The organism is Bradyrhizobium sp. JHI2711 (assembly GCF_056156565.1).
Genome location: NZ_JBPZPT010000001.1, coordinates 739,982 through 763,814, shown reverse-complemented (window position 1 = coordinate 763,814; position 23,833 = coordinate 739,982). Strand labels below are relative to the sequence as shown.

Here is a 23,833-nt window from a genome sequence, read left to right as displayed (position 1 = left end):
GATGAGCGAGGTCGAGCCACATACACGGGCATCCACGGCCGCGCCGGCGGTGGGTGTTGGCGTGGATGGCCGGGTCAAGCCCGGCCATGACGGGCGGAGGGGGCGGATCGCCTTTCGCCTTCTCTCCGCAGCCGCGCTCACCTTTATCCCCGCCATCATCGGCTTCGTTGGCTGGGTCTACTCGCTCGGCCCGCTCCCGCTCGACGAAGCCCGCCAGGTCTCAACCACCATCGTCGATCGCAACGGCAAACTGCTGCGCGCCTATGCGATGGCGGATGGACGCTGGCGGTTGCCGGTCGATGCCAGGACCAACGTCGATCCGACCTACCTGAAACTGCTGTTCGCCTATGAGGACCAGCGCTTCTACGCCCATGGCGGCATCGATCCGTTGGCGCTGGGGCGCGCCGCGTTGCAGCTGGGAACGCGCGGCCACATCGTCTCGGGCGGCTCGACCATCACGATGCAGCTGGCCCGTCTGATGGAGCCGCGGCGGCAGCGCTCGCTTTACGCAAAATTGCGGCAGATCGTGCGTGCCATCGAGATCGAGCGCAGCATGAGCAAGGAGCAGATCCTCGATCTCTATCTGGCGTTGGCACCCTATGGCGGCAATCTCGAAGGCATCCGCGCGGCGTCGATTGCCTATCTCGGCAAGGAGCCGAAGCGGCTGTCGCTGGCGGAGGCCGCGTTGCTGGTCGCGCTGCCGCAATCGCCGGAGACACGCCGGCTCGACCGGTTTCCGGAGGCTGCGCGCAAGGCGCGCGACCGCGTGCTCGACCGCATGGTCGAGGAGCACGTGGTCAGCGCCGACGAGGCCAATCAGGCCAAAGCGATGCCGGTGCCGAAACTGCGCAGGCCGATGCCGATCCTGGCGCCGCATGCCTCCGACGCCGCGCAGTCGACGGTCAAGGACGCGCCGATCATCAAGCTGACGCTCGATGCGACCTTGCAGAAGGTGCTGGAGCCGCTGGCGCGCGACCGCGCAATTGCGCTGGGTCCGAACATCTCGGTCGGCATCGTCGTGATCGACAATGAGAGCGGCGACGTGCTCGCGCGTGTCGGCTCGGCCGATTATTTCGACGAGAGCCGGGCAGGGCAGGTCGACATGACCCGCGCCATCCGCTCGCCCGGCTCGACGCTCAAGCCCTTCATCTACGGGCTCGCCTTCGAGGACGGCTTTGTCCATCCCGACAGCTTGATCGACGACCGCCCGGTCCGCTTCGGCTCCTATGCGCCGGAAAATTTCGACATGACCTTCCAGGGCACGGTTCCGGTGAGGAAGGCTCTGCAACTGTCGCTGAACGTGCCGGCCATCGTGCTGCTCGACCGCGTCGGCTCGAGCCGGCTGACCTCGCGGCTGCGGCAGGCCGGCGGCAACCTCGTCCTGCCCAAGGACGAAGCGCCCGGCCTCGCCATGGGGCTCGGCGGCGTCGGCGTGACGCTGCAGGATCTGGCCCAGCTCTATGCCGGCTTTGCCCGCCTTGGGACCACCAAGCCGTTGCGCGAGATTGTCACGGCCAAGGACGAGCGGGAGCCGCTGCGGCTGCTGGATCAGGTCGCAGCCTGGCAGGTCGGCAACGTCCTGCTCGGCACGCCCCCGCCGGAGAACGCCGCCCACAACCGCATCGCCTTCAAGACCGGCACCTCCTACGGCTATCGCGACGCCTGGTCGGTCGGCTTCGACGGTCGCATGACCATCGGCGTCTGGGTTGGCCGTCCGGACGGAGCGCCGGTTCCCGGCCTGATCGGACGCGTCGCCGCAGCGCCCATCCTGTTCGATGCCTTCGCCCGCAGCGGCAAGACGCTGGCCGCCTTGCCGAAGCCGCCCAAGGGAACCCTGGTCGCAAGCAACGCGAAGCTGCCGCTGCCCTTGAAGCGGTTCCGTCCGGTCGGCGAACTGGTGCGAAGCGGGGGCGAGCAGCCGCTGCATATCCAATTTCCGCTGAACGGCTCGCGGATCGACGTCGATCGATCGGGTGGCCGGGAGAGCGCGGCTATGCCGGTCAAGGTCGCCGGCGGCGTGCTGCCCATGACCGTCATGGTTAACGGCACCGCGCTCGGCGAGATCGACGGCCGCCGTCATCGGTTGATCGATCCGCCCGGCCCGGGCTTTGCACGGCTCACCGTGATCGACGCCACGGGCGCCGCGGACACAGTCGTCATTCGAATTCAATGACCCTGCCTTAAGCGGTTGTGGCCATGGCGGTTTCAGCGTAAGCGGAACCAATGGCCGAGACCTACCCCAGCCCCCGTTTTGGTGCCCCCCGCGAGTCGAAATCGCCCACAAATCCGGGCAGCGGGCTCGTGCGCATGCTCGACATCGTCACTGCCAGCCACCCGCGCGCGGTCGGCTTCCTGGTGCTGTGTGCGCTGCTGCTGTTCCTGCCGGGCTTCTTCACCATCCCGCCGATCGACCGCGACGAGGCACGGTTTGCCCAGGCCACCAAGCAGATGGTCGAGAGCGGCGATTATGTCGACATCCGCTTTCAGGAGGACGTCCGGTACAAGAAGCCGGTCGGCATCTACTGGTTGCAGTCGGCAACCGTCGAGGCCGCCTCGATGCTCAAGCTGCCGAAGGCCGAATTGCGGATCTGGGTCTACCGCCTGCCGTCGCTGATGGGCGCAATCGGCGCCGTGCTGATGACCTATTGGGCCGCGCTCGGCTTCGTCACGCGGCGCGCCGCGGTTCTGGCTGCGCTGATGATGTGCGCCTCGGTGCTGCTCGGCGTCGAGGCGCGCCTGGCCAAGACCGACGCCGTGCTGCTGCTCTGCGTGGTTGCCGCGATGGGCGCGATGGCGCGGGCCTATCTGTCCTGGCAGCGCGCCGAGGACGAGACGCATCCGCCCTGGAGCTGGCCCGCGATCTTCTGGACCGCGCTTGCTGCGGGCATCCTGATCAAGGGGCCGCTGATCCTGATGTTCGCAGGCCTGACCATCGTCGCGCTCGCGATCCAGGACCGCGACGCCTCCTGGCTGTGGAAGCTGCGGCCTGTCTGGGGCCTGATGTGGATGCTGGTGCTGGTGCTGCCCTGGTTCGTCGCGATCTTCTGGCGCGCGGGCGAGACCTTCTTCACCACCTCCGTCGGCGGCGACATGCTGAGCAAGCTTGGCGCCCAGGAATCGCACGGCGCACCGCCCGGACTTTACCTGGCGCTGTTCTGGATCACGTTCTGGCCAGGTGCGCCGCTGGCGGCGATGGCGGCGCCCGCGGTGTGGCGGGCCCGCCGCGAGCCCGGTGCGCAGTTCCTGCTGGCCTGGCTGATCCCGTCCTGGATCGTGTTCGAGGCGGTGCTGACCAAGCTGCCGCATTACGTGCTGCCGCTGTATCCCGCGATCGCGATCCTCACCGCCGGCGCGGTGGAGCGGCGCGTGCTGTCGCGCTCCTGGCTGATGCGCGGCTCGGCCTGGTGGTTCGCGATCCCCGCAGCCGCCTCCATCATCGCGGTGGTCGGCTCGGTGATACTGACGCGGCAGCCCGCTTTCGTAGCTTGGCCGTTCATCGCGGCCGCGCTGATCTTCGGTCTGTTCGCCTGGTGGCTGTTCGATACCAACCGCGCCGAGCGCTCGTTTCTCAACGCCCTGGTCGCAGGCCTGATGCTCGCCGTGACGATTTACGGCATCGTGCTGCCGTCGCTGACCCCGCTGTTTCCCAGCATCGAGATCGCGCGCGCGCTTCGCAACGTCACCTGCGTCGGACCGAAGGCGGCTGCGGCCGGTTATCACGAGCCGAGCCTCGTCTTCCTGGCGGGCACCCGGACCTTGCTCACCGACGGCTCCGGTGCGGCGGACTTCCTGCGGCAGGGCAGCTGCCGCTTCGCGCTGATCGAGCAGCGCTCGGAGCGCAGCTTCGTGCAGCGTGCCGAGGCGATCGGGCTGCGCTACAAGGTCGGCGCGCGCATCGACGGCTATAACTTCTCGCAAGGGCGCGCGATCTCGATCTCGATCTTCCGATCGGAAGGTACCGAATAGGATGCGGGCTCTGACCGACGTTGCAGCGCATGCCGGCTATCCTGCGCAATTGCTAGCGGTGTCCTGGCGCGCGCTGGCGCAGCTCGTGCGGCCGCCCTCGCACTCGCGCCGCGCCGAGGCCGCCCGGAAGCTGGCGCGGCATTCGCTGTGGCTTGCCGCGGCGGGTGCAGCGCTCGTCATCGTACTGATGGTCGCGTTCGATCAGACCGAGATCCTGCTGATGCCGCCGCGCGGCACGCCGAGCCTGTGGCCGATCCGCATCCTCACCGATTTCGGCAAGGACGAGTATATCCTCTCGGTGCTGGGGGCTGCGCTGGTGGTGCTGGCGCTCGTCGCGGCCGGGCTGCGTGGGAGCCGCCGCGCGCTGCTGCTCGGCTTCGGCACGCGGCTGCAATTCCTGTTTCTGTCGGTTGCCGTGTCAGCCTTCGTCGCCGAGATCCTGAAATATGTCATCGGCCGCGGACGTCCGTTCGTCGGGGGCAAGGCCAATCCGTTCAACTTCGTCCCGTTCGAGGGGACGGGGGCTTATGCCAGCCTGCCGTCAGGCCACGCCGTGGCCGCGTTCGCCCTGGCGTTTGCCGTCTCGGCACTGTGGCCGCGTCTGCGCGTCTTCATGTTCACTTACGCAATCGTGATCGTGCTGACGCGCCTGGTGTTGCTGGCGCATCATCCGAGCGACGTGGTCGCCGGCGCTCTGGTCGGAACGGTGGGCGCCATGGCCGTTCATTACTGGTTCGCGGCCCGAAAGCTCGGATTTGCCATCCGCGCCGACGGCACCATCGTGCCGCTTTCAGGGACGTTTTCCGACCGCCTCAAAAGGGTTGCCCACCGGGCATCCGCCCCATAAAAGCGGCTGCCTGCCGGACCGCCGGTTCCCTTGGGCAGGTCCTTTGGGCAGGTCAATTCCAACCACGAGCCTCGATTTGTCGACGTCCCAGCCTTCGGTGTCCATCGTTGTTCCCGTGCGCAACGAAGCCGACAACATCGCGCCGCTGATCGCGGAGATCGGCGCGGCACTCGATGGCCGCTGGCCCTATGAGATCATCTACGTCAACGACGGCTCGACCGACGCCACCGGCGAGCGGCTTGGCGCCATCATGAAGCAGCAGAGCAATCTGCGTCAGCTTCGCCATGCAAGATCGGGCGGCCAGTCGGCGGCCGTGCGCAGCGGCGTGCGCGCGGCGCGCGGAGAGATCGTGGCGACACTCGATGGCGACGGCCAGAACAATCCGGCCTTCCTGCCCGACCTGATCGCGGCGGTCGAGAAGGGAGCAGGGCGCGTCGGGCTCGCGGCCGGCCAGCGGATCGGGCGCAAGGACACCGGCTTCAAGAAATTCCAGTCGCGCGTCGCCAACGGCATTCGCAACGCCATCCTGAAGGACGGCACGCGCGACACCGGCTGCGGGCTGAAGGCGTTCCGGCGTGACGTTTTCCTGATGCTGCCTTATTTCGACGGGCTGCATCGCTTCCTTCCCGCCCTGGTCCGCCGCGAAGGCTACGACATCGCCTATGTCGATGTGATCGACCGGCCGCGCCATTCGGGCGTGTCCAACTATGGTTTCTTCGACCGGCTGTGGATCGGCATCATGGATCTCGCCGGCGTCTGGTGGCTGATCCGCCGCAAGAAGCCGACGCCAGAAGTGACCGAGGTGGACGCATGATCATTCAATACGGTCAGGCGCTGAGCAATTATCTCTATGACGTCTTCGTCGCCAAGTTCGACTTCTGGCTGGCATTCGGCCTGGTCGCGCAGCTGTTCTTCACGGCGCGCTTCCTGGTGCAGTGGATCGCGAGCGAGCGCGCCGGCAACAGCGTGGTGCCGATGGCGTTCTGGTTCTGCTCGATGGGCGGCGGGCTGATGACGCTGGTCTATGGCGTCGTCAAGCGCGAGCCCGTCATCATCCTCGGACAGTCGCTCGCGACCATCATCTATATCAGAAACATCATGCTTATCTGGAAGAACCGCGGCACCGCCTCGAAGACGCTGGACCGCTGATCCAGCGTTCGGCTCCGCTTGTTGAAGCCTGGCACGTTGCTAGGCGAGATGCCCAATCCTGATGCTCACATGGCCGCTTTGAGGGCAGCGAAGCCGCGGTCGAGATCGGCCTTGAGGTCGTCGGTGCTCTCGAGCCCGATGTGGAGACGCAGCGTCGGGCCGCCGGGCTCCCATTTGGTCGCGGTGCGATAGGCATCGCAATCGAAGGGAATTGCAAGGCTCTCGAACCCGCCCCAGGAAAAGCCCATGCCGAACAGCTTCAGCGTATTGAGCATGGTGTCGACCGCCTGCTGCGGCGCCGGCTTCAGCACGATGCTGAACAGGCCCGAGGCGCCGGTGAAGTCGCGCTTCCAGATCGCATGACCGGGATCGGTCTCCAGCCCGGGATGCAGCACGCGCGCAACCTCAGGCCTTGCCGCCAGCCAGCGCGCCATCTCGAGCCCGGAGCGATGATGTTGCGCCAGCCGCACCGACAGCGTGCGGAGGCCGCGCAGCGCCAGGAAGACGTCGTCGGGGCCGGCACAGACGCCGAGCAAGCGGATGCCTTCGGCAATCATCGGCCAGGCCTTGGCGTTGGCCGAGATGGTGCCGAACATGATGTCGGAATGGCCGCCGATATATTTCGTCGCCGCCTGCATGCTGATGTCGACGCCCTGGTCCAGCGAGCGGTGATAGAGCGGCGTCGCCCAGGTGTTGTCGTCGATGACGAGCGCGCCGCGCCCATGTGCGACTTCGGCGATGGCGCGGATGTCGGGCATCTCGAACGATTGCGAGCCCGGCGCCTCCACCAGAACGGCCCGGGTGTTGGGCTTGAACAGCTTGTCGATGCCGGCGCCGATCATCGGATCGAAATAGGTGGTCTCGACGCCGTAGCGGGTCAGCATGCCGTTGCAGAAATTGCGCGAGGGTCGATAGATGTTGTCGACAACCAGGATGTGGTCGCCGGCCTTCAGCACCGAGAGCAGGGTGGTGGAGATCGCCGACAGCCCCGACGGCACGATACCGACGCCGGCGCATTGCGGACCCTCCAGCGCCATCAGCGTCTCCTGGAACGCCTTGGTGGTCGGGGAACCGTGTCGGCCATAGGTGAACTCGCCGCGATGGGCGTGCAGGTCCTCTGCGGTCGGATAGAGCACGGTCGAGCCGTGGAAGACCGGCGGATTGACGAACCCCTTCTGCGCCTTGGTGTCGCGGCCGGAGGTGACCAGCCGGGTCTCGGCGTGCTGCTCTTGGGGGGACGAAGAATCCATGGGCCTGCTTTCAAAACCGCGTTTCCACCGGACGCATTGCGCCCCTGGGCCGGCCGAAAGGCCGCGGTCGTTAATAACAGAACACAGAAGAGTCCCGTCAACCCCTTGACCCGGAACGCCAGTCGTTCTGTGATGCGCAGGTGCTATTCAGTCGCCGCATGTTGAGGGGCCTGCCGCGACCTTCGATCCATTGCCTGACCGGACGTCGCGTCACAGCCAAGAGATGGCGGGCGCCGGCGGCGGGGATGAAGGTATGGCCTCCCGAGATCGGCGAGTGTTCGGCAAGGTTTTCCAGCATGACTCTTGCAAGGCCCGATTCTTGAAGGACCTGGCTTGGCAGAGACGATCCTAAGACAACATTCCTGACCTTGAGACGACCTTGAAAGGCCCAAAGCCCATGAAACGCGTAACCCTGGCTCTCTCCCTTGCTCTCGCCGCCGGCCTCACCGCCCAAGCCGCCGATGCGCAAACGCTCAAGACCGTCAAGGATCGGGGCATGGTGTCCTGCGGCGTCAGCCAGGGCCTGCCGGGCTTCTCCTCGCCCGACGACAAGGGCAACTGGACCGGCATCGACGTCGACGTCTGCCGCGCCATTGCCGGCGCCATCTTCAACGATCCGACCAAGGTCAAGTTCGTGCCGCTGTCGGCCAAGGACCGCTTCACGGCGCTGCAATCCGGCGAGGTCGACGTGCTCTCGCGCAACACCACCTGGACCATCTCGCGCGACACCTCGCTCGGCGCCAATTTCACCGGCGTGACCTATTACGACGGGCAGGGCTTCATGGTGAAGAAGTCGCTCAAGGTGAATTCGGCGCTCGAGCTCAACAGTGCATCGGTCTGCGTGCAGACCGGCACCACCACTGAGCAGAATCTCGCCGACTACTTCAAGGCCAACAACATGAAGTACGAGGTGATCGCGTTCGCCACCAACGACGAGACCGTCAAGGCCTATGAGGCCGGCCGCTGCGACGTCTTCACCACCGACCAGTCGGGCCTGTACGCCAACCGCCTCAAGCTCGCCAGCCCCAACGACCACATGGTGCTGCCCGAGATCATCTCGAAGGAGCCGCTCGGCCCGATGGTGCGGCACGGCGACGACCAGTGGTTCGACATCGTGAAATGGACGCTGTTCGCGATGCTCACCGCCGAAGAGCTCGGCGTGACCTCGAAGAACATCGACGAGAAGGCGAAGCTGGAAAATCCCGAGCTGAAGCGCGTGCTCGGCAGCGACGGCAATTTCGGCGAACAGCTCGGCCTGACCAAGGATTGGGTGGTGCGGATCGTCAAGACCGTCGGCAATTACGGTGAGGTGTTCGATCGCACCGTCGGCGCCGGTTCGCCGCTCGGCATCAATCGCGGTGTCAACAATCTCTGGAACAAGGGCGGTCTTCAGTACGCGCCGCCGATCCGCTGATCAGCCCTGATCGGCCGGCAGCGGCATGAGCACCGAGGCTCGAAAACCGCCGCCCCAGATCGCGCTGAAGATCCGGCGCATTCTGGGCGGCAAGGCAGGCTGGAACGGCGTTGCCGTCCAGTTTGCCTTCGCGGCGATCCTGGGCTGGATCGGCTACGAGATCGTCTCCAACGCGCGGGCCAATCTCGAGAACCAGCACATCGCCGCCGGCTTCGGCTTCCTCAGGAACAATGCCGGCTTCGACGTCAACCAGACCCTGATCTCCTATACCGGCTCGGACACGTTCCTGCGCGTGTTCGTGGTCGGACTGTTGAATACGCTCGTGGTCTCCGTGGTGGGCATTGTCTTCGCCACGGTGATCGGCTTCATCGTCGCGCTGTGCCGGCTGTCGCCCAATTGGCTGCTGTCGCGGGTCGGCGAGATCTATGTCGAGGTCATCCGCAACCTGCCACTGCTGTTCCAGATCCTGTTCTGGTACCTGGCGGTGCTCGCGGCCCTGCCAAATCCGCGGCAGAGCATTTCCCTGTTCGGCATTGCCTTCATCAGCAATCGAGGCCTCGTCATTCCCAGCCCGATCGGTCAGAGCGGTCTCGCGCCGTTCCTGGCGGTGCTGGCGCTCGGCATCGTCGCCTCACTGGCGCTGCGCGTCTACGCAAGGCGAGCGCTGTTTCAGCGCGGGCAGGTGATCCGCATCTGGCCTTCCGTGCTGGCCCTGCTGTTCGGGCTTCCGCTGGCCACGATGCTGGTCTTCGGTCTGCCTTTCACCTTCGAGCTGCCGCAGCTGAGGGGGTTCAACTTCGCCGGCGGCTCACGCATCATCCCGGAATTCGTGGCGCTGACGGTGGCGCTGGCGACCTATACCGCCGCCTTCATCGCCGAGATCGTGCGCGCTGGCATCCTGTCCGTTCACAAGGGGCAGATGGAGGCGGGATCTTCGCTCGGCCTCAGCCGCGGCGCCACGCTCCGCCTCATCGTCGTGCCGCAGGCCATGCGCGTCATCGTGCCGCCGCTAACCAACCAGTACCTCAATCTCACCAAGAACTCGTCGCTGGCGGTCGCGATCGGCTATCCTGACCTGGTGTCGGTGTTTGCCGGCACGTCGCTGAGCCAGACCGGGCAGGCGATCGAGATCATCGCCATGACGATGGGCGTCTATCTCCTGATCTCGCTCCTGACCAGCGCGATCATGAGCGTCTACGGGTGGCGTGTCAGCCGGAGCCTCGGCGCATGAGCGATGTCATCTCGTCCAGCTTCGTCCGCCAGGACCTGCTCGCCGAGCGTCCCGCGCCGGTGAAGACCACGGGCTTCATCGGCCTGATGCGCACGCGCCTGTTCAACTCGCCGACCAACATCCTGCTGACGATCGTCGGCGCCTTGCTGCTCTGGTTCACCATCGTTCCCTCCGTCAAGTTCCTGTTGGTCGATGCGGTCTGGAGCGGTAAGGACCGCACCGCGTGCCTCGCCGAGAACGCCGGCTTTGCGGTCGGCGCCTGCTGGCCCTACATCCAGGCGAAGCTCCCGCAACTGATCTACGGCTTCTATCCCGAGGCCGAGCGTTGGCGGGTGAACTTGACGCTGTTGCTTGCAGTGGTCCTGCTGTTGCCGCTGCTCATTCCGCGGCTGCCGGCCAAGAGCCTGAATGCCGGCTTGTTCTTCGTCGCTTTTCCGGTGGTGGCGTTCTTCCTGCTGCACGGCGGCGGCATCAAGGGCTTCGGGCTGAGCTGGACGGCCGGCCTGCTGCAATTGTTCGACGAGAGCATCGTCGGTGCCGGACAAGCGCTGATCACATCGAGCAGGACCTCTGCGGTCGGTCCGCTGCTGTGGGCGCTCGGGAGCCTCATCGTGCTGCTCGGTACGCTGATCCATTGGCTGATCTTTCCGCTCACCTGGCTGCGCGATTATCTCCAGGGCACGGGCCAGCCCGTCTGGGCGGATTTCGGCGTCACGGCCGCGATCGTCTGCCTGATCGCCTTCGTTCTCGGCGGTGGCGTTCGCACCGGCGGGCGGGCTCTGGCGTCGAGCATCGCCACCTTCATTGGCATCGCCATCGTCATCAGGCTGATGGATCTCGATCACGGCGGATTGCCGATCGTAACGACGAATCTGTGGGGTGGCCTCCTGGTGACGCTGGTGGTGTCCGTCACCGGCATCGTCACCTCGCTGCCGATCGGCATCGCGCTCGCGCTCGGCCGCCGCTCGACGATTCCCTTGATCCGGATCTTCTCGATCGCCTTCATCGAGTTCTGGCGCGGCGTGCCGCTGATCACCGTGCTGTTCTTCGCAACCTACATGCTGCCGCTGTTCCTTCCCGGCAATTTCACCGTCGACGGCTTGGTGCGTGCGCTGATCGGCATCGCGCTGTTCACCGGCGCCTATCAGGCCGAGAACGTCCGCGGCGGGCTCGCGGCCATCCCGCGCGGGCAGAGCGAGGCGGCCGCCGCCCTCGGACTGTCCTGGTGGAAGACGACCTCGCTGATCGTGCTGCCGCAGGGGCTGCGGCACGTCATTCCGAACCTCGTCAACAGCTTCATCTCGCTGTTCAAGGACACCTCGCTGGTCTCGATCGTGGCGCTGTTCGATCTGCTCGGCTCGCTGCGCGCCTCGTTCGCGGATCCGAAATGGTCGACGCCGTCGACGGCGTTCACCGGCTTCGCCTTCGCTGGGATCATCTACTTCCTGTTCTGCTTTGGCATGTCGCGATATTCCTTGTTCGTCGAGCACCGCCTCAACGCCCACCGCCGCAACTGATCGAGGCCACCATGTCCGAGCCCATCGTCAAGATTTCCGGCCTGAACAAATGGTACGGCGAATTCCACGTCCTGCGTGACGTCGATCTCGCGGTGCAGAAGGGCGAACGCATCGTGATCTGCGGCCCCTCGGGCTCGGGCAAGTCCACGCTGATCCGCTGCATCAATGCGCTGGAGGAATTCCAGGAAGGCGAGATCGTCGTCGACGGCATCGAGCTCGGGCCGAACCTCAAGCACGTCGACGCGGTCCGCCGTGAAGTCGGCATGGTGTTTCAAAGCTTCAACCTGTTCCCGCATCTGACCGTGCTCGACAATTGCACGCTGGCGCCGATCTGGGTCCGCAACATCCCCAAGAAGGACGCCGAGGTGACGGCGATGAAGTTCCTCGAACGCGTCAAGATCCCGCACCAGGCCAACAAGTTTCCGGGTCAGATGTCCGGCGGCCAGCAGCAGCGTGTCGCGATCGCCCGGGCCCTGACCATGAACCCGAAGGTGATGCTGTTCGACGAGCCGACCTCGGCGCTCGACCCCGAGATGGTCAAGGAGGTGCTCGACACCATGGTCGACCTCGCCGAGGAAGGCATGACCATGCTGGTCGTCACTCACGAGATGGGCTTTGCCCGCGAGGTCGCCAACCGCGTCGTGTTCATGGACGCCGGGCAGATCATCGAGGCCAACACTCCGAACGAGTTCTTCGCCGCCCCGCAGCACGCCCGCACCAAGCTGTTCCTGAGCCAGATTCTGCGCTGAGTCCGGCGACCCGTGGCCTCGCCGGTCTGACCGCAAGCCTGGCACCATCCGAATCGGCTTGCCTCTTTTCGGACCATCTCCGGAGAGAGACCTTGCAGAGCAGTGCTGGCGTGCGCGCATACCAGAATGCGCGACTGGAAAAGAAGCTGAAGAAGCAGGCGGACGCCGTCATGGCCTTCGCGATCGAGGCACTCGGGCAGGGCAGGCCCGATGAGGCCGAGATGCTCTGCCGCGAGATCTTGAAGGAGGTGCCGGATCATTTTCATGCCACGCATCTGCTCGGCCTGCGCGCGTTCGACGGCGGGCGGCTCGATGAGGCGGAATTCCTGCTCGAGCGTGCGATTGCGCTCGAGCCGCGTTCGCCCGATGCGCGCGGCAATCTCGGCGCCGTCTATTTCGCGCTGGAGAAATTCGCTGGCGCCCGCGCCTGCCAGGAGAAGGCCATCGCGCTCAAGCCGAATTGTCCGATCACCCTGACCAATCTCGGCAATACGTTGCTGCACATCGGCCTCGGCAACGAGGCGATCGGGCTGCACGAGCGGGCGATCAGGCTGAAGCCGGATTATGCCGATGCGTTTTGCAACCGCGGCATGGCGGAATTGATGACGGGCCAGTTCGAGCGCGCCAAAGCGAGCTTCGACCGTGCCCTGACATTTCAGCCATCTCACGCCGAGGCGATCGCGGGCAGGGGGATGGTCAGCCTCGAGCTCCGACACTTCGCGCAGGCGGGTGCCGCCTTCGACGCCGCGCTCGCGATCAAGCCGGGTTCGCCGCGGATTCTGTTGCAGCGTGGAAGGCTCAATTTGAGTTTAGCCCGGCTGGAGCAGGCGGCCGCGGACCTCGACGCGGCGCTGGCGCAATCGCCACGGCTCGAGCTCGCGCTGTGCTGGCGGGCGCAGATCGACATTCTCGCGGGCAACACGGCGCGGGCGATGGCAGGCGTCAAGACGCTGCTCGAGGTCAATCCGCAATCCGAGATGGGGTTGGCGCTTTTGGCGGCGTGCCATGTGAACCAGGGAGACATCGCGACCGCGCTCGCGCACCTCGACGCCGCGCTCGAGATCGCGCCGGATTTTCCGGAGGCGATCGGATACAAGATCTTCGTGCTGGACTACCTGCCGGAGGCCGATTTCGCCGCCCAGCAGGCCGCGCGGAAATACTGGTGGGACGCGATCGGCGCGAAGCTGCAGCAAAGGACGCTGGCGCCGCGGCCACTCGATCCTGACCGGCGGATCGTGATCGGATACGTCGCATCCGAATTCAGGAACCACTCGGCGGCATACTCTCTGTTGCCGGTGCTGCGCCATCATGATCACGCCCAGTTCAAGGTCGTCTGCTATTCCTGCTGGCCGGTGCAGGACGAGATGACGGAGAGCTTCAAGCCTCTCGCGGATGTCTTCGTCGATGCCGCACAATTGTCCGATGACGAGCTGGCCGACCGCATCCAGGCCGATGGCATCGATATTCTGATCGATGTCTCCGGGCACACGACCGGCAGCAGGCTTCATGTCTTCGCCCGCAAGCCGGCGCCGATCCAGGTGACGGGCTTCGGGCACGCCACGGGGACGGGCCTTCAAACCATGGACTACGTGCTCGCGGACCCGATCTTCATCCCGCAATCGGCGCGTCATCTCCTGGCCGAGAAGGTCCATGACCTGCCGTGCCTGATCACAATCGATCCGATCCTGGACATTCCGCCTTCAGAGCCACCCATGCTCCGCAACGGCTACGTCACTTTCGGGGTGTTCAACCGCATCTTCAAGATTTCAGACGAGGCCATCCGGGTGTGGTCGAACGTGATGCATGCGGAGAGGGGATCGAAGATCATCGTCAAGAACGGGCTGCTTGACGATCCATTGCTGCGCGATCGACTGGTCGCGCGGTTCGCGGCACAGGGCATCGCCGAAGAGAACGTCATCTGCATGGGCTCGACCTCGCGTCCCGAGCATCTGCGGGCCTTCGCGATGGTCGACATTTCCCTCGACACCTTCCCGCAGAACGGCGGCATCAGCACCTGGGAGTCCCTCTATGCCGGCGTTCCCGTGGTCGCCAAGCTCGGCAGCGGCGCTTCGTCGCGCGCCGGCGGCTCCATCGTTGCCGCCGTCGGCCTGGAGGACTGGGTCGCCGAGGATGACGCGGGCTATGCCGCGATCGCGTGCAACTACGCGGCGCAGCCGGCCTACCTGGCAAAGCTGCGGGCGGATCTGCCGGCTCGGATCGCAGCCTCGCCGGCCGGCGACGTCGAATTTTACACGCGCGAGGTCGAAGGGGCCTATCGCCGGTTCTGGCGCGATTATTGCGCCGCCGCCTCGGAGGTGGCGTAGGACGATTGCGCTGGGCCCCGGGAAATCCCGGAGGCGATAGGACTCCGGTGACCGGCAGGCCAAGCTCGCGAATCAGTTAGACTCTGCTGAGGGCATCCTCCGGAGATACACCTTGCAGAAGAGCGGCGGCGCGCGCGCGTTCCAGAATGCGCGATTGCAGAAGAAGTTGATGAAGCAGGCCGACGCCGTCATTGCCGCTGCGGCGAACGCCTATGGCCAGGGCCGATATGCCGAGACCGAGGCGCTGTGCCGCGAGATCCTGAAAGCCCTTCCGGATCATGTCGATGCCATGCACCTGCTCGGCATGTGCGCCCATGACGGTCGGCGCCTGGAAGAGGCGAGGGAGCTGCTCGAGCGCGTGATCGCGCTCGATCCGCGCCTGCACGATGCCCACAACAACCTCGCGACCGTGCATTTCGACCTCGGCAATTACGAGGAGGCGCGGCGCTGCCAGGAGAGGGCGATCGCGCTCAAGCCGAGTTTCGCCGTCGCATTGACCAATCTCGGCAACACGCTGATGCATATGGGGCTGTACGAACAGGCGCTCGAGATGCACGAGCGCGCCATCAAGATTAAACCGGATTATGCCGATGCGCTCTGCAATCGCGGCATGGTCGAGATCGTGCTTGGGCAGATCATGCGTGCCAAGGCGAGCTTCGATCGCGCCCTCCTGTTTCAGCCGCGTCACGCCGAGGCCATCGTCGGCAGCGGCATGGTCAGCATGGAGCTGCGGCACCACGAGGAGGCCGCAGCCAAGTTCGCTCAGGCCCTCGCAATCAAGCCAGGCGCGCCACGAATTCTGGCCCAGCGCGGACGGCTCAGTTACGAGCTGCAGCACCTGCAGGAGGCGCTGGCGGATTTCGATGCGGCGCTTGCGGTTTCGCCCAAGCTCGAGCTGGCCCTTCGGGGCAAGGCGCAGGTCTGCCTCGTCATGGGAAGGACCGCGCAGGCGATGGCGGCCGCAACGACCTTGATCGAGCGAAATCCTCGCTCGGAGATGGGGTTAGCGCTTCTGGGCTTCGCTTATTCGAACCAGGGAGATATGGAATCCGCGATTGAATATCTCGATCGCGCGCTGGCGCTCCGACCGGACTATGGAGACGCGATCAGAGGCAAGATCTTCTTGCTGGACTACCTTGCGGAGGCGGATTTCGCGGTCCAGCAGGCGGTGCGAAAGTCCTGGTGGGATGCAATCGGCTCGAGGATTCCGCAAAGGACGCTGCCGAAGCGGCCGCTGGATCCGGACAAGCAGATTGTGGTCGGATATGTCGCGGCCGAATTCCGACAACACTCGGCGGGACTCACCTTGCTGCCCGTGTTGCGCCATCATGATCACGCCAAGTTCAAGATCGTCTGCTATTACGCCTGGCCGGGGGCGGACGAGTACACCGCCAAGTTCAAGGCGCTGGCGGATGTCTGGGTCGACGCTTGGCAGATGTCGGACGACGAGCTCGCCGATCGTATTCAGGCCGACAATGTCGACATTCTGATCGACGTTTCCGGCCACACGACCGGCAACAGGCTGCAATGCTTCGCGCGGAAGCCGGCTCCGATCCAGGCCACCGGCTTCGGACACGCGACGGGCACGGGCATGCCGACCATGGATTACGTGCTCGCCGATCCCATTTTCATTCCGCCATCGGCCCGGCATCTGTTTCCCGAGAAGATCCACGATCTGCCGTGCCTGATCACGATGGAGCCGGTCACCAATCTAAAGCCCTCCGAGCTGCCGATGCTCCGCAACGGCTACGTCACCTTTGGTGTGTTCAACCGCATCTACAAGATCTCGGATGATGCGATCCGCGTGTGGTCGCGCATCATGCGGGAAGTGCCGGGATCGAAGATCATCCTCAAGCATGGTTTGCTCGACGATGCCCTGCTGCGCGATAGCCTGGTCGCACGCTTCATCGCACAGGGTATTGCGGAGGAGGACATCACTTGCCTCGGCACCACCTCGCGTGACGACCATCTGATGGCCTTCGACAAGATCGATATTTCCCTCGACACGTTCCCGCAGAACGGCGGCATCAGCACCTGGGAATCCCTCTACAAGGGCGTTCCGGTCGTGGCCAAGCTCGGCATTGGAGCCTCCTCGCGTGCTGGCGCCTCCATCGTGGCGGCCGTCGGCCTCGGCGACTGGGTCGCGGAGGATGACGACGGTTATGTCGAGATCGCCCGCAAGTTCGCCTCGCAGCCCGAATATCTGGCAAAGTTGCGCGCGGGCTTACCGGCCCAGATCGCAGCCTCGCCCGCCGGCAATGTCGAGATCTACACGCGTGAGCTCGAGGCGGGCTACCGAAAGTTCTGGCGCGACTATTGTGCCGCTGCCGCCGAGCACGGCGACGCTGCGGTCAGCGGGGCGGACGCACCTGGCGGCTCCTGAGCCGCATCCTGCAGGCGACCCCCGGGATATCCCGGACGGATTTCTGGTCCGGCAGCCCGGCCGGGTCGGTGCGCGAATCAGTTAGACTCGGCCTTGGGCCATCTTCCGGAGAGACACCTTGCAGAGCAGCGTCGGCGCGCGCGCATTCCAGAATGCGCGATTGCAGAAGAAATTGAAGAAGCAGGCCGACGCCGTCATCTCCGCCGCGGCGAGCGCCTATGGTCAAGGCAGATATGCGGAGAGCGAGGCGCTCTGCCGCCAGATCTTGCAAGCCGTTCCGGATCATTTCGACGCGACGCACGTGCTCGGCCTCAGCGTGCAGCAGGGCGGGCGCCTCGACGAAGCGCAACAGCTGCTCGAGCGCGCGATTGCGATCGATCCGCGCTCGCACGAGGCTCAGAGCAATCTCGCGGCCGTCTACTTCGTGCTTCAGAAATTGGAAGCGGCGCGCGCCTGTCAGGAGAAAGCGATCGCGCTGAAGCCGAGTTTTACCCCCGCCCTGGCCGGCCTCGGCAACATCCTGCTCCAGATGAACCTGCCCGAACAGGCCATCGAGGTCTACGAGCGCGCCATCAAGCTGAAGCCCGACTACGCCGACGCGCTTTGCAATCGTGGCGTGGCGGAGCTGGCGCTGTTCCGGTTTGACCGCGCCAGGGAGAGCTTTGACCGCGCGTTGTTGTTTCAGCCGCGCCACGTCGAATCGCTCATCGGCAAAGGCGTGGTCAGCATCGAGCTCAAGCGCTACGATGAGGCGGAGGCTGCGCTCGCAGCGGCGTTCGCGATCAAGCCCGATTCAGCGAAGATCTTGGCGCAGCGCGGACGCCTCAATTCGTCCCTGTCGCGGCTGGAACAGGCGGCCGCGGACTTCGATGCGGCACTTGCGCTTTCACCCCGGTTCGAGATGGCCTTGCGGGGCAAGGCGGAGGTCTCGCTCAGCCTGGGAAACACCGCACAGGCGATCCTGGCCTGCACGACCTTGCTCGAGCAGAATCCACGTTCCACGATCGCATTGGCGTTGCTGAGCTCCTGTTTTGCAAATCAGGGAGAAATCGCGTCCGCAATCGAACATCTCGACGCCGCGTTGGCGATCTCGCCGGATCCAGACTTGATGGCGCGGAAGATCTACTATCTGGACTTTCTCCCCGACGCCGATTTCACGATCCAGCAGGCGACGCGACGGTCCTGGGGCGAAGCGATCGGTGCCCGCGTGCCGCAGAGGAAGCTCGCCCCCCGGCAGCTCGATCCCGCCAGGCGGATCGTGATCGGCTATGTTTCCGCCGAATTCTGGTATCATTCGGCGGCGTTCGGCTTGCTGCCGGTGCTGCGCCATCACGATCACGCCAGCTTCGAGGTCGTCTGCTATTCGTGTTCGCCGACACGAGATGCGATCACAGCCGAATTCAAGTCGGCGGCAGACGGCTGGGTCGATGCCTGGCAGATGTTCGACGAAGAACTGGCCGATCGTATCAAGGCCGACAAGGTCGATATCCTGATCGACGTGTCCGGGCACTCGTCGGGCAACAGGCTTCAGGTCTTCGCCCGCAAGCCGGCTCCCATCCAGGTCACGGGCTTCGGGCACGCGACCGGTACGGGCCTTCGGACGATGGACTACGTGCTCGCGGACCCGGTCTTCATTCCGCAATCGGCGCGGCATCTGCTGGCCGAAAAGGTCTATGACCTGCCGTGCCTGATCACGATCGATCCCATCCTCGATGTGCCGCCTTCGGAGCTTCCCATGCTCCGCAACGGCTACGTCACCTTCGGCGTGTTCAACCGCGTCAACAAGATCTCGGACGAGGCCATTCGCGTGTGGTCGAACGTGATGCGGGAGGTGGCCGGATCGAAGATCATCATCAAGCATACGCTGCTCGACGATCCCCTAGTGCGCGACGGCCTTCTCGCGCGCTTTGTCGCCCACGGGATTGCCGAGGAGAGGATCACCTGCCTCGGCTCGTCCGAGCGCGCCGATCATCTGCGAGCCTTCGCGCTGGTCGATATTTCGCTCGATCCGTTTCCGCAGAACGGCGGCGTCAGCACCTGGGAATCCCTCTATGCGGGCGTTCCGGTCGTCGCCAAGCTCGGCCACGGCGCATCCTCGCGCGCCGGCGGCTCCATCGCGGCCGCCGTCGGTCTTGACGACTGGGTGGCCGAGGACGACGAGGGCTACGCCGCTATCGCGTGCAAATTCGCTGCCCAGCCCGCGCATCTGGCAAGGCTGCGCGCGGAATTGCCGGCCCGGATCGCGGCTTCGGCCGCGGGTAATGTCGAAACCTACACGCGCAGGGTCGAGGAGGGTTACCGCAAGTTCTGGCGCGACTATTGTGCCGCGGCCTCGGAAAGCGGGGAGGTCGCTTAAGCCGGCCGAACCGCGCAGATTTTGTGGATCTGCGCCTTCGGCCCGAGGATGCGCGTGACGATCAGACGAAGGGCGGCTTGATGTTGCTGCGCTTCTCCAGCCATTCCGGCACCGGCAGGTTCTTGGCGCGCATGAAGTCGGCATTGAACAGCTTCGACAGATAGCGGCTGCCGGAATCGCACAGCACGGTGACGATCGTCTTGCCGGGCCCGAGCTGCTTCGCAAGCCGCATCGCGCCGACGACATTGATGCCCGTCGAGCCGCCGAGGCACAGACCTTCATGCTGGAGCAGTTCGTAGATCGCACTGACGGCGTCGGTGTCGGGAATGAGATAGGCATCGTCGACCTTGGCAGTCTCGACGATCGCGGTGGCGCGGTTGAGGCCGATGCCCTCCGTGATCGAGCCGCCCGGCGTCGCCTTGGGATCGCCGGTCCTGAAATATTCGTACATGCCGGCACCGTGCGGATCGGCGCAGGCGATGCGGATGTTCTTGTTCTTCTCCTTCAGATAGCGGCTGACGCCGGCGAGCGTGCCGCCGCTGCCGACCGAGCAGACGAAGCCGTCGACCTTGCCGCCGGTCTGCTCCCAGATCTCAGGCCCCGTGGATTCGTAATGCGCCTTGGCGTTGTCCAGGTTGTTCCATTGGTCGGCGAACAGCACGCCATTGGGCTCGGTCTTGCGCAGCTCGTCGGCGAGCCGCCGGCCAACATGCTGGTAGTTGTTGGGGTTGGCGTAGGGAAGGGCCGGCACCTCGATCAGCTCGGCACCGCAAAGCTTCAGGAAATCCTTCTTCTCCTGGCTCTGCGTCTCCGGGATCACGATCAGGGTGCGGTAGCCGCGCGCGCTCGCAACCACGGCAAGGCCGATGCCGGTATTGCCGGCGGTCGCTTCCACCACCAGCCCGCCGGGCTTCAGCTCGCCGCGCTTCTCGGCCTCCAGGATCATCCATTTCCCGGCGCGGTCCTTCACCGACTGACCGGGATTCATGAACTCGGCCTTGCCCAGGATAGTGCAGCCGGTCAATTCCGAAGCCTGCTTGAGCTTGATCAGGGGGGTGTTGCCGATGGCTTCGACAACGTCGTTGCGAATGGTCATGTCGGGGAAAATCACTACCAAGGGGTTGATCGGCTTTGGCCCGAACCTAGTGCTTGGGAGGCCAAAGGGGAAGGCTTTTGCGCTGCGGCGAACCCGACCGAAACGCCCGCGGAAACAGTGATATGCCTGCAGTAGGAAATGGCCCAACCCCGGCCCGTGCACGAAACGATTGCGCTCCCGATCAACGTTGTTGCGACCAATTCTTGCCACGGGCGAAACGGGTCGCGACAGGGCGCGTGTCCTGTTCGCGGGGGATTGTCTAGAAATGCGGTTGTCCCTCGGTGGTAAGAACCTCAGCCGCCGCAGCGGGAGAGGCGAAGCGAACCCTGCAGCAACGGGTGTGGCCGCGATATCACATGAAATCTTGGTAAGCTTGCTTACGTTTCCCAATGTTTCGCCATGAAGAAAGTCTCTGCGACACAGGCGCTTTTCGCATTCTTGTCAGTTCGCTCCCGCCTCGTTGGCACGGGCATCTCGCAATTGCGGCACTGTCCCGCCGTTCCGCGCCCGGCTAGTATGAAGCTCAGGTTCCGCAGAAAGCACCATTACTGTGAGCGCGTCGTCTAAAGCCTCCCGACCATCCCGCCGCGAATCGGTTAATCCGGCAGCGTTGCGGCGGCTTGATCTGCCCGGCGGGGGGTGGATGTGACACAGCAAGTTCCAGTGGTCGCCGCGCGGCGGTCTCTCGGTTCTGCATTCGGAGCGCTGCGCGCGGCGCGATGGATTGCGGTCCTCTGCCTCGCCGCCGGCTCGGGGGCGTGCGTGCTGACCCAGGATCTTCCCGATCCCGCGCTCGACGTTCCCACACATTACAAATATGCCGGCAAGGGCGACGCACCGCCGTCGCTGGATTGGTGGCGCGGCTTCCGCTCTGCGGAGCTGGCGCAGCTGATGGAGGAGGCGCAGACCGTCAATCTCGACATTGCCGCAGCCGTGGCGCGCATTGTCCAGGCCGACGCGCAGGCGCGACAGGCCGGCGCGGCGCTGCTGCCGAGTGTCTCGACAGGCGGATCCGAAACCTATTCGCGCACATCGGGCTCGAGCGCTTCGGGACTGTCCATCGGCGGACGCGAGGTCGTCAATTATTCGGCCTCGCTGAGCGCGAGCTATCAGCTCGATTTCTGGGGCCAGAACCGCGACGCGCTGCAATCGGCAGAGGAGACGGCGAACGCCAACCGTTTCGATCGCGACACGGTCGCGCTGACCACGCTCGCCGCCGTCGCCAACGCCTATTTCCAGGTGCTGGCCTCGCAGGACCGCATCAGGACCTCACAGCGCAACATCGCGAGCGCGCAGCGCATCCTCGATGCGGTGAGGGAGCGCCGCAGGGCCGGCACCGGCACCGATCTCGACGTCGCCCAGCAGGAGAGCGTGCTGGCGAACCAGAAGGCGCTGGTGCCGCCGTTGCGCCAGACGCTGGACCAGAACGTCAACGCGCTCGCCGTGCTGGTGTCGCGGCCGCCGGAGAGCGTGCGCGTGCACGGCGGCTCTCTGGACCGGATCGCGATCCCGCGCGTGACGCCCGGCCTGCCGTCGGAGTTGCTGACGCAGCGGCCGGACATCCGCCGACAGGAGGCGCAGCTCGCCTCGGCCACCGCCAACATCGGCAATGCCCGGGCACAATTCTTTCCGACCATCCAGCTCACCGGCAATGGCGGCTACCAGAGCTCGGCGCTGGTCTCGCTGTTCCAGCCGCATGCGGCCTTCTTCCAGCTCGTCGGCAGCGCGACACAGCCGATCTTCGACGGCGGCAGGATCCTCGGCAATTTCGAGTTGGCCAAGGCGCGGCAGGACGAGCTGCTGCAAACCTATCGCAAGACCATCATCCAGGCCTTTGCTGACGTCGACAACGCGCTGTTCTCGATCAAGCAGACCACGATCAGGCTGCAATTGCAGCGCGACGTCGTCGCCGCCTCGCGTCGCGCCTTCGATCTCTCCGAGCAGCAATTGCGCGCCGGCACCGCCGACATCGTGACCGTGCTCAACACCCAGCTGACCCTGTTCCAGGCGGAAGACGCGTTGTGGCAGGCCCAACTCGCACGGCTTCTGGCCATCGTCAGCCTGTACCAGGCGCTCGGCGGCGGCTGGGAGCCGCGAATGGAGAAACCGGTCAATGCTCTTTAAGCCGGACACCAAGCAAGGCGCGCGAGAGGGGACAGCGAAGCGATCGCGCGGCCGCAGCTTCGTCATGACCCTGATCACGCTCGCGATCCTTGGCGGCCTTGGTTACGTCGGCTGGATTGCAATGCAGCAGCAGCAGGCGAACAACCGCAATCAGCGCCCCGATCTACCGGTGCCGGTGCTGGCGGCGAGCCCGCGCATCCAGGACGTGCCGGTTTATCTCGACGGCGTCGGCGCGATCCGCGCGCTCAACACCGTAACCGTGCGCTCGCAGGTCGACGGCAAGCTGATCGCGGTCAACTTCACGGAAGGCCAGGACGTCAAGAAGGGCGACGTGCTCGGCGAAATCGATCCGGCGATCTATCAGGCTCAGTACGACCAGGCGGTTGCCAAGAAGGCGCAGGATCAGGCCCAGCTCGCCAACCAACGCATCGACCTGGCGCGCTACGAGCAGCTCGCGGCCTCCAACGCCGGCTCCAAGCAGCAGGCCGACACCCAGCGTGCGTTGGTCGCGCAGACCGAGGCGCTGGTCAAGGCCGACCAGGCTGCGATCGACAACGCGGCGGCGACGCTGAGCTACACCAAGATCGTGGCGCCGATCTCGGGCCGCGTTGGCCTGCGCCTGGTCGACCAGGGCAACATCATCCATGCCTCCGACACCACGGGCCTCGTGGTGATCACGCAATTGCAGCCGATCGCGGTGTGGTTCAGCCTGCCGCAACAGCAGATCATGCGCGTCAACGCGGCGGCAGCGAAGGGGCCGCTCGCGGTCGACGTGTTCGGCAATGACGGCATCACGGTGATCGATACTGGCAAGCTCACCGGCATCGACAACCAGGTCGACCAGACCACCGGCACGCTCAAGCTCAAGGCCGAATTCCCCAATGCCAATTACCAGCTCTGGCCGGGCCAGTTCGTCAATGTCCGCCTCAAGGTCGAGACCTTGACGCAGGCGCTGGTGGTGCCGACCTCGGCGGTGCAGCGCGGCCCGATCGGCACTTTCAGCTACGTCATCGGCGCGGACAACATCGTCTCGGCCAAGCCCGTGACGGTGACCCAGCAGAACGAGCATGACGCCGTGATCGCGAGCGGCCTGTCGGCGAGCGAGAGGGTGGTCACCACGGGCTTCGCAAATCTGTCCGACGGCTCCAAGGTGATCGTCGGCCGCGATGACCAGACTCCGTCGGCCGATCTTGCCCCACGCAAGCGCTCGCGCGCACCGGACGCCCAGAAGAAGGATGGTGCTAACGAAGGCCAGAAGGACGGGCAGAAGGACGGCCAAGCCAAGGACGGCGAGTTGCGCGCCAAGCGCAAGAGCAGTGAAGGCGACCAGAAGGGGCAGACGGGACCGGCGCCGGGGCCGGGGGCATCGGAAAGTGGAGCCAAGCAGCCATGATCCCGACAACAGCCGCTTGAAGCGGCAGGCATAA

At 65.1% G+C, this 23,833-nt stretch carries 16 protein-coding genes; 14 read left to right on the top strand and 2 right to left on the bottom strand.

Annotated features, from left to right (window positions below; translation table 11 throughout):
* Position 1: 1 nt before the first annotated feature.
* The 5 genes from pbpC to ACTEK7_RS03555 all read left to right on the top strand — a co-directional run bounded on the left by pbpC (position 2) and on the right by ACTEK7_RS03555 (position 5,962).
* A complete protein-coding gene (gene pbpC, locus ACTEK7_RS03575) occupies positions 2 to 2,173 on the top strand; it encodes a penicillin-binding protein 1C (RefSeq protein ID WP_225147927.1) in 2,172 nt (723 codons plus the stop codon).
* A gap of 50 nt (positions 2,174 to 2,223) precedes the next feature.
* Positions 2,224 to 3,966, top strand: coding sequence for an ArnT family glycosyltransferase (locus tag ACTEK7_RS03570; protein WP_036027969.1), 1,743 nt, complete (start codon positions 2,224 to 2,226; stop codon positions 3,964 to 3,966).
* 1 nt (position 3,967) lies between these two features.
* Positions 3,968 to 4,813, top strand: coding sequence for a phosphatase PAP2 family protein (locus ACTEK7_RS03565; RefSeq protein WP_225147928.1), 846 nt, complete (start codon positions 3,968 to 3,970; stop codon positions 4,811 to 4,813).
* Between the two features lie 76 nt (positions 4,814 to 4,889).
* Positions 4,890 to 5,627: a glycosyltransferase family 2 protein gene (locus tag ACTEK7_RS03560; protein WP_036027971.1), complete on the top strand. Its 738-nt coding sequence runs from the start codon at positions 4,890 to 4,892 to the stop codon at positions 5,625 to 5,627.
* Complete coding sequence (locus ACTEK7_RS03555) at positions 5,624 to 5,962, top strand: lipid-A-disaccharide synthase N-terminal domain-containing protein (protein WP_025036223.1); 339 nt, start codon at positions 5,624 to 5,626, stop codon at positions 5,960 to 5,962. Before ACTEK7_RS03560 ends, ACTEK7_RS03555 begins: the two co-directional genes overlap by 4 nt.
* A 65-nt stretch (positions 5,963 to 6,027) precedes the next feature.
* Here ACTEK7_RS03555 and metC read toward each other — a convergent pair whose 3' ends face one another.
* On the bottom strand, positions 6,028 to 7,212 hold the full coding sequence (metC, locus tag ACTEK7_RS03550; protein ID WP_036039383.1) for a cystathionine beta-lyase: 1,185 nt from the start codon (positions 7,210 to 7,212) through the stop codon (positions 6,028 to 6,030).
* Positions 7,213 to 7,609: 397 nt separating this feature from the next.
* Here metC and ACTEK7_RS03545 point away from each other — a divergent pair, with 397 nt between their 5' ends.
* From ACTEK7_RS03545 to ACTEK7_RS03515, 7 genes are all read left to right on the top strand, one after another.
* Positions 7,610 to 8,626 (top strand): amino acid ABC transporter substrate-binding protein, encoded by a 1,017-nt coding sequence (locus tag ACTEK7_RS03545; RefSeq protein WP_036027973.1) that lies wholly within the window; start codon positions 7,610 to 7,612, stop codon positions 8,624 to 8,626.
* Positions 8,627 to 8,651: 25 nt separating this feature from the next.
* The gene (locus ACTEK7_RS03540) at positions 8,652 to 9,857 is read left to right on the top strand and encodes an amino acid ABC transporter permease (protein WP_036027974.1); all 1,206 of its coding nucleotides are present in this window, start codon (positions 8,652 to 8,654) and stop codon (positions 9,855 to 9,857) included.
* On the top strand, positions 9,854 to 11,374 hold the full coding sequence (locus ACTEK7_RS03535) for an amino acid ABC transporter permease (protein WP_225147929.1): 1,521 nt from the start codon (positions 9,854 to 9,856) through the stop codon (positions 11,372 to 11,374). The genes ACTEK7_RS03540 and ACTEK7_RS03535 overlap by 4 nt, the downstream gene beginning before the upstream one ends.
* Positions 11,375 to 11,385: 11 nt before the next feature.
* Complete coding sequence (locus ACTEK7_RS03530) at positions 11,386 to 12,123, top strand: amino acid ABC transporter ATP-binding protein (RefSeq protein ID WP_035999552.1); 738 nt, start codon at positions 11,386 to 11,388, stop codon at positions 12,121 to 12,123.
* A 92-nt stretch (positions 12,124 to 12,215) separates the two neighbouring features.
* On the top strand, positions 12,216 to 14,447 hold the full coding sequence (locus ACTEK7_RS03525) for an O-linked N-acetylglucosamine transferase, SPINDLY family protein (RefSeq protein ID WP_225147930.1): 2,232 nt from the start codon (positions 12,216 to 12,218) through the stop codon (positions 14,445 to 14,447).
* A 112-nt stretch (positions 14,448 to 14,559) separates the two neighbouring features.
* Positions 14,560 to 16,830, top strand: a complete 2,271-nt coding sequence (locus ACTEK7_RS03520) for an O-linked N-acetylglucosamine transferase, SPINDLY family protein (protein ID WP_225147931.1) — start codon at positions 14,560 to 14,562, stop codon at positions 16,828 to 16,830.
* 118 nt (positions 16,831 to 16,948) lie between these two features.
* Entirely contained in the window at positions 16,949 to 19,186 is a 2,238-nt protein-coding gene (locus ACTEK7_RS03515; protein WP_225147932.1) for an O-linked N-acetylglucosamine transferase, SPINDLY family protein, read from the top strand.
* 61 nt (positions 19,187 to 19,247) lie between these two features.
* Here ACTEK7_RS03515 and ACTEK7_RS03510 read toward each other — a convergent pair whose 3' ends face one another.
* Positions 19,248 to 20,282 (bottom strand): cysteine synthase A, encoded by a 1,035-nt coding sequence (locus tag ACTEK7_RS03510; RefSeq protein ID WP_035999544.1) that lies wholly within the window; start codon positions 20,280 to 20,282, stop codon positions 19,248 to 19,250.
* A 639-nt stretch (positions 20,283 to 20,921) separates the two neighbouring features.
* Here ACTEK7_RS03510 and ACTEK7_RS03505 point away from each other — a divergent pair.
* On the top strand, positions 20,922 to 22,406 hold the full coding sequence (locus ACTEK7_RS03505) for an efflux transporter outer membrane subunit (protein WP_225136749.1): 1,485 nt from the start codon (positions 20,922 to 20,924) through the stop codon (positions 22,404 to 22,406).
* Positions 22,396 to 23,799: an efflux RND transporter periplasmic adaptor subunit gene (locus ACTEK7_RS03500; protein ID WP_035999538.1), complete on the top strand. Its 1,404-nt coding sequence runs from the start codon at positions 22,396 to 22,398 to the stop codon at positions 23,797 to 23,799. Before ACTEK7_RS03505 ends, ACTEK7_RS03500 begins: the two co-directional genes overlap by 11 nt.
* Positions 23,800 to 23,833: the final 34 nt, after the last annotated feature.

What these genes read in the sequence shown, in the direction of transcription:
- pbpC (WP_225147927.1), top strand. Translation starts at nt 2, where the DNA reads ATGAGCGAGGTCGAGCCACATACACGGGCATCCACGGCCGCGCCGGCG.
- ACTEK7_RS03570 (WP_036027969.1), top strand. Translation starts at nt 2,224, where the DNA reads ATGGCCGAGACCTACCCCAGCCCCCGTTTTGGTGCCCCCCGCGAGTCG.
- ACTEK7_RS03565 (WP_225147928.1), top strand. Translation starts at nt 3,968, where the DNA reads ATGCGGGCTCTGACCGACGTTGCAGCGCATGCCGGCTATCCTGCGCAA.
- ACTEK7_RS03555 (WP_025036223.1), top strand. Translation starts at nt 5,624, where the DNA reads ATGATCATTCAATACGGTCAGGCGCTGAGCAATTATCTCTATGACGTC.
- metC (WP_036039383.1), bottom strand. Translation starts at nt 7,212, where the DNA reads ATGGATTCTTCGTCCCCCCAAGAGCAGCACGCCGAGACCCGGCTGGTC.
- ACTEK7_RS03545 (WP_036027973.1), top strand. Translation starts at nt 7,610, where the DNA reads ATGAAACGCGTAACCCTGGCTCTCTCCCTTGCTCTCGCCGCCGGCCTC.
- ACTEK7_RS03540 (WP_036027974.1), top strand. Translation starts at nt 8,652, where the DNA reads ATGAGCACCGAGGCTCGAAAACCGCCGCCCCAGATCGCGCTGAAGATC.
- ACTEK7_RS03535 (WP_225147929.1), top strand. Translation starts at nt 9,854, where the DNA reads ATGAGCGATGTCATCTCGTCCAGCTTCGTCCGCCAGGACCTGCTCGCC.
- ACTEK7_RS03530 (WP_035999552.1), top strand. Translation starts at nt 11,386, where the DNA reads ATGTCCGAGCCCATCGTCAAGATTTCCGGCCTGAACAAATGGTACGGC.
- ACTEK7_RS03510 (WP_035999544.1), bottom strand. Translation starts at nt 20,282, where the DNA reads ATGACCATTCGCAACGACGTTGTCGAAGCCATCGGCAACACCCCCCTG.
- ACTEK7_RS03500 (WP_035999538.1), top strand. Translation starts at nt 22,396, where the DNA reads ATGCTCTTTAAGCCGGACACCAAGCAAGGCGCGCGAGAGGGGACAGCG.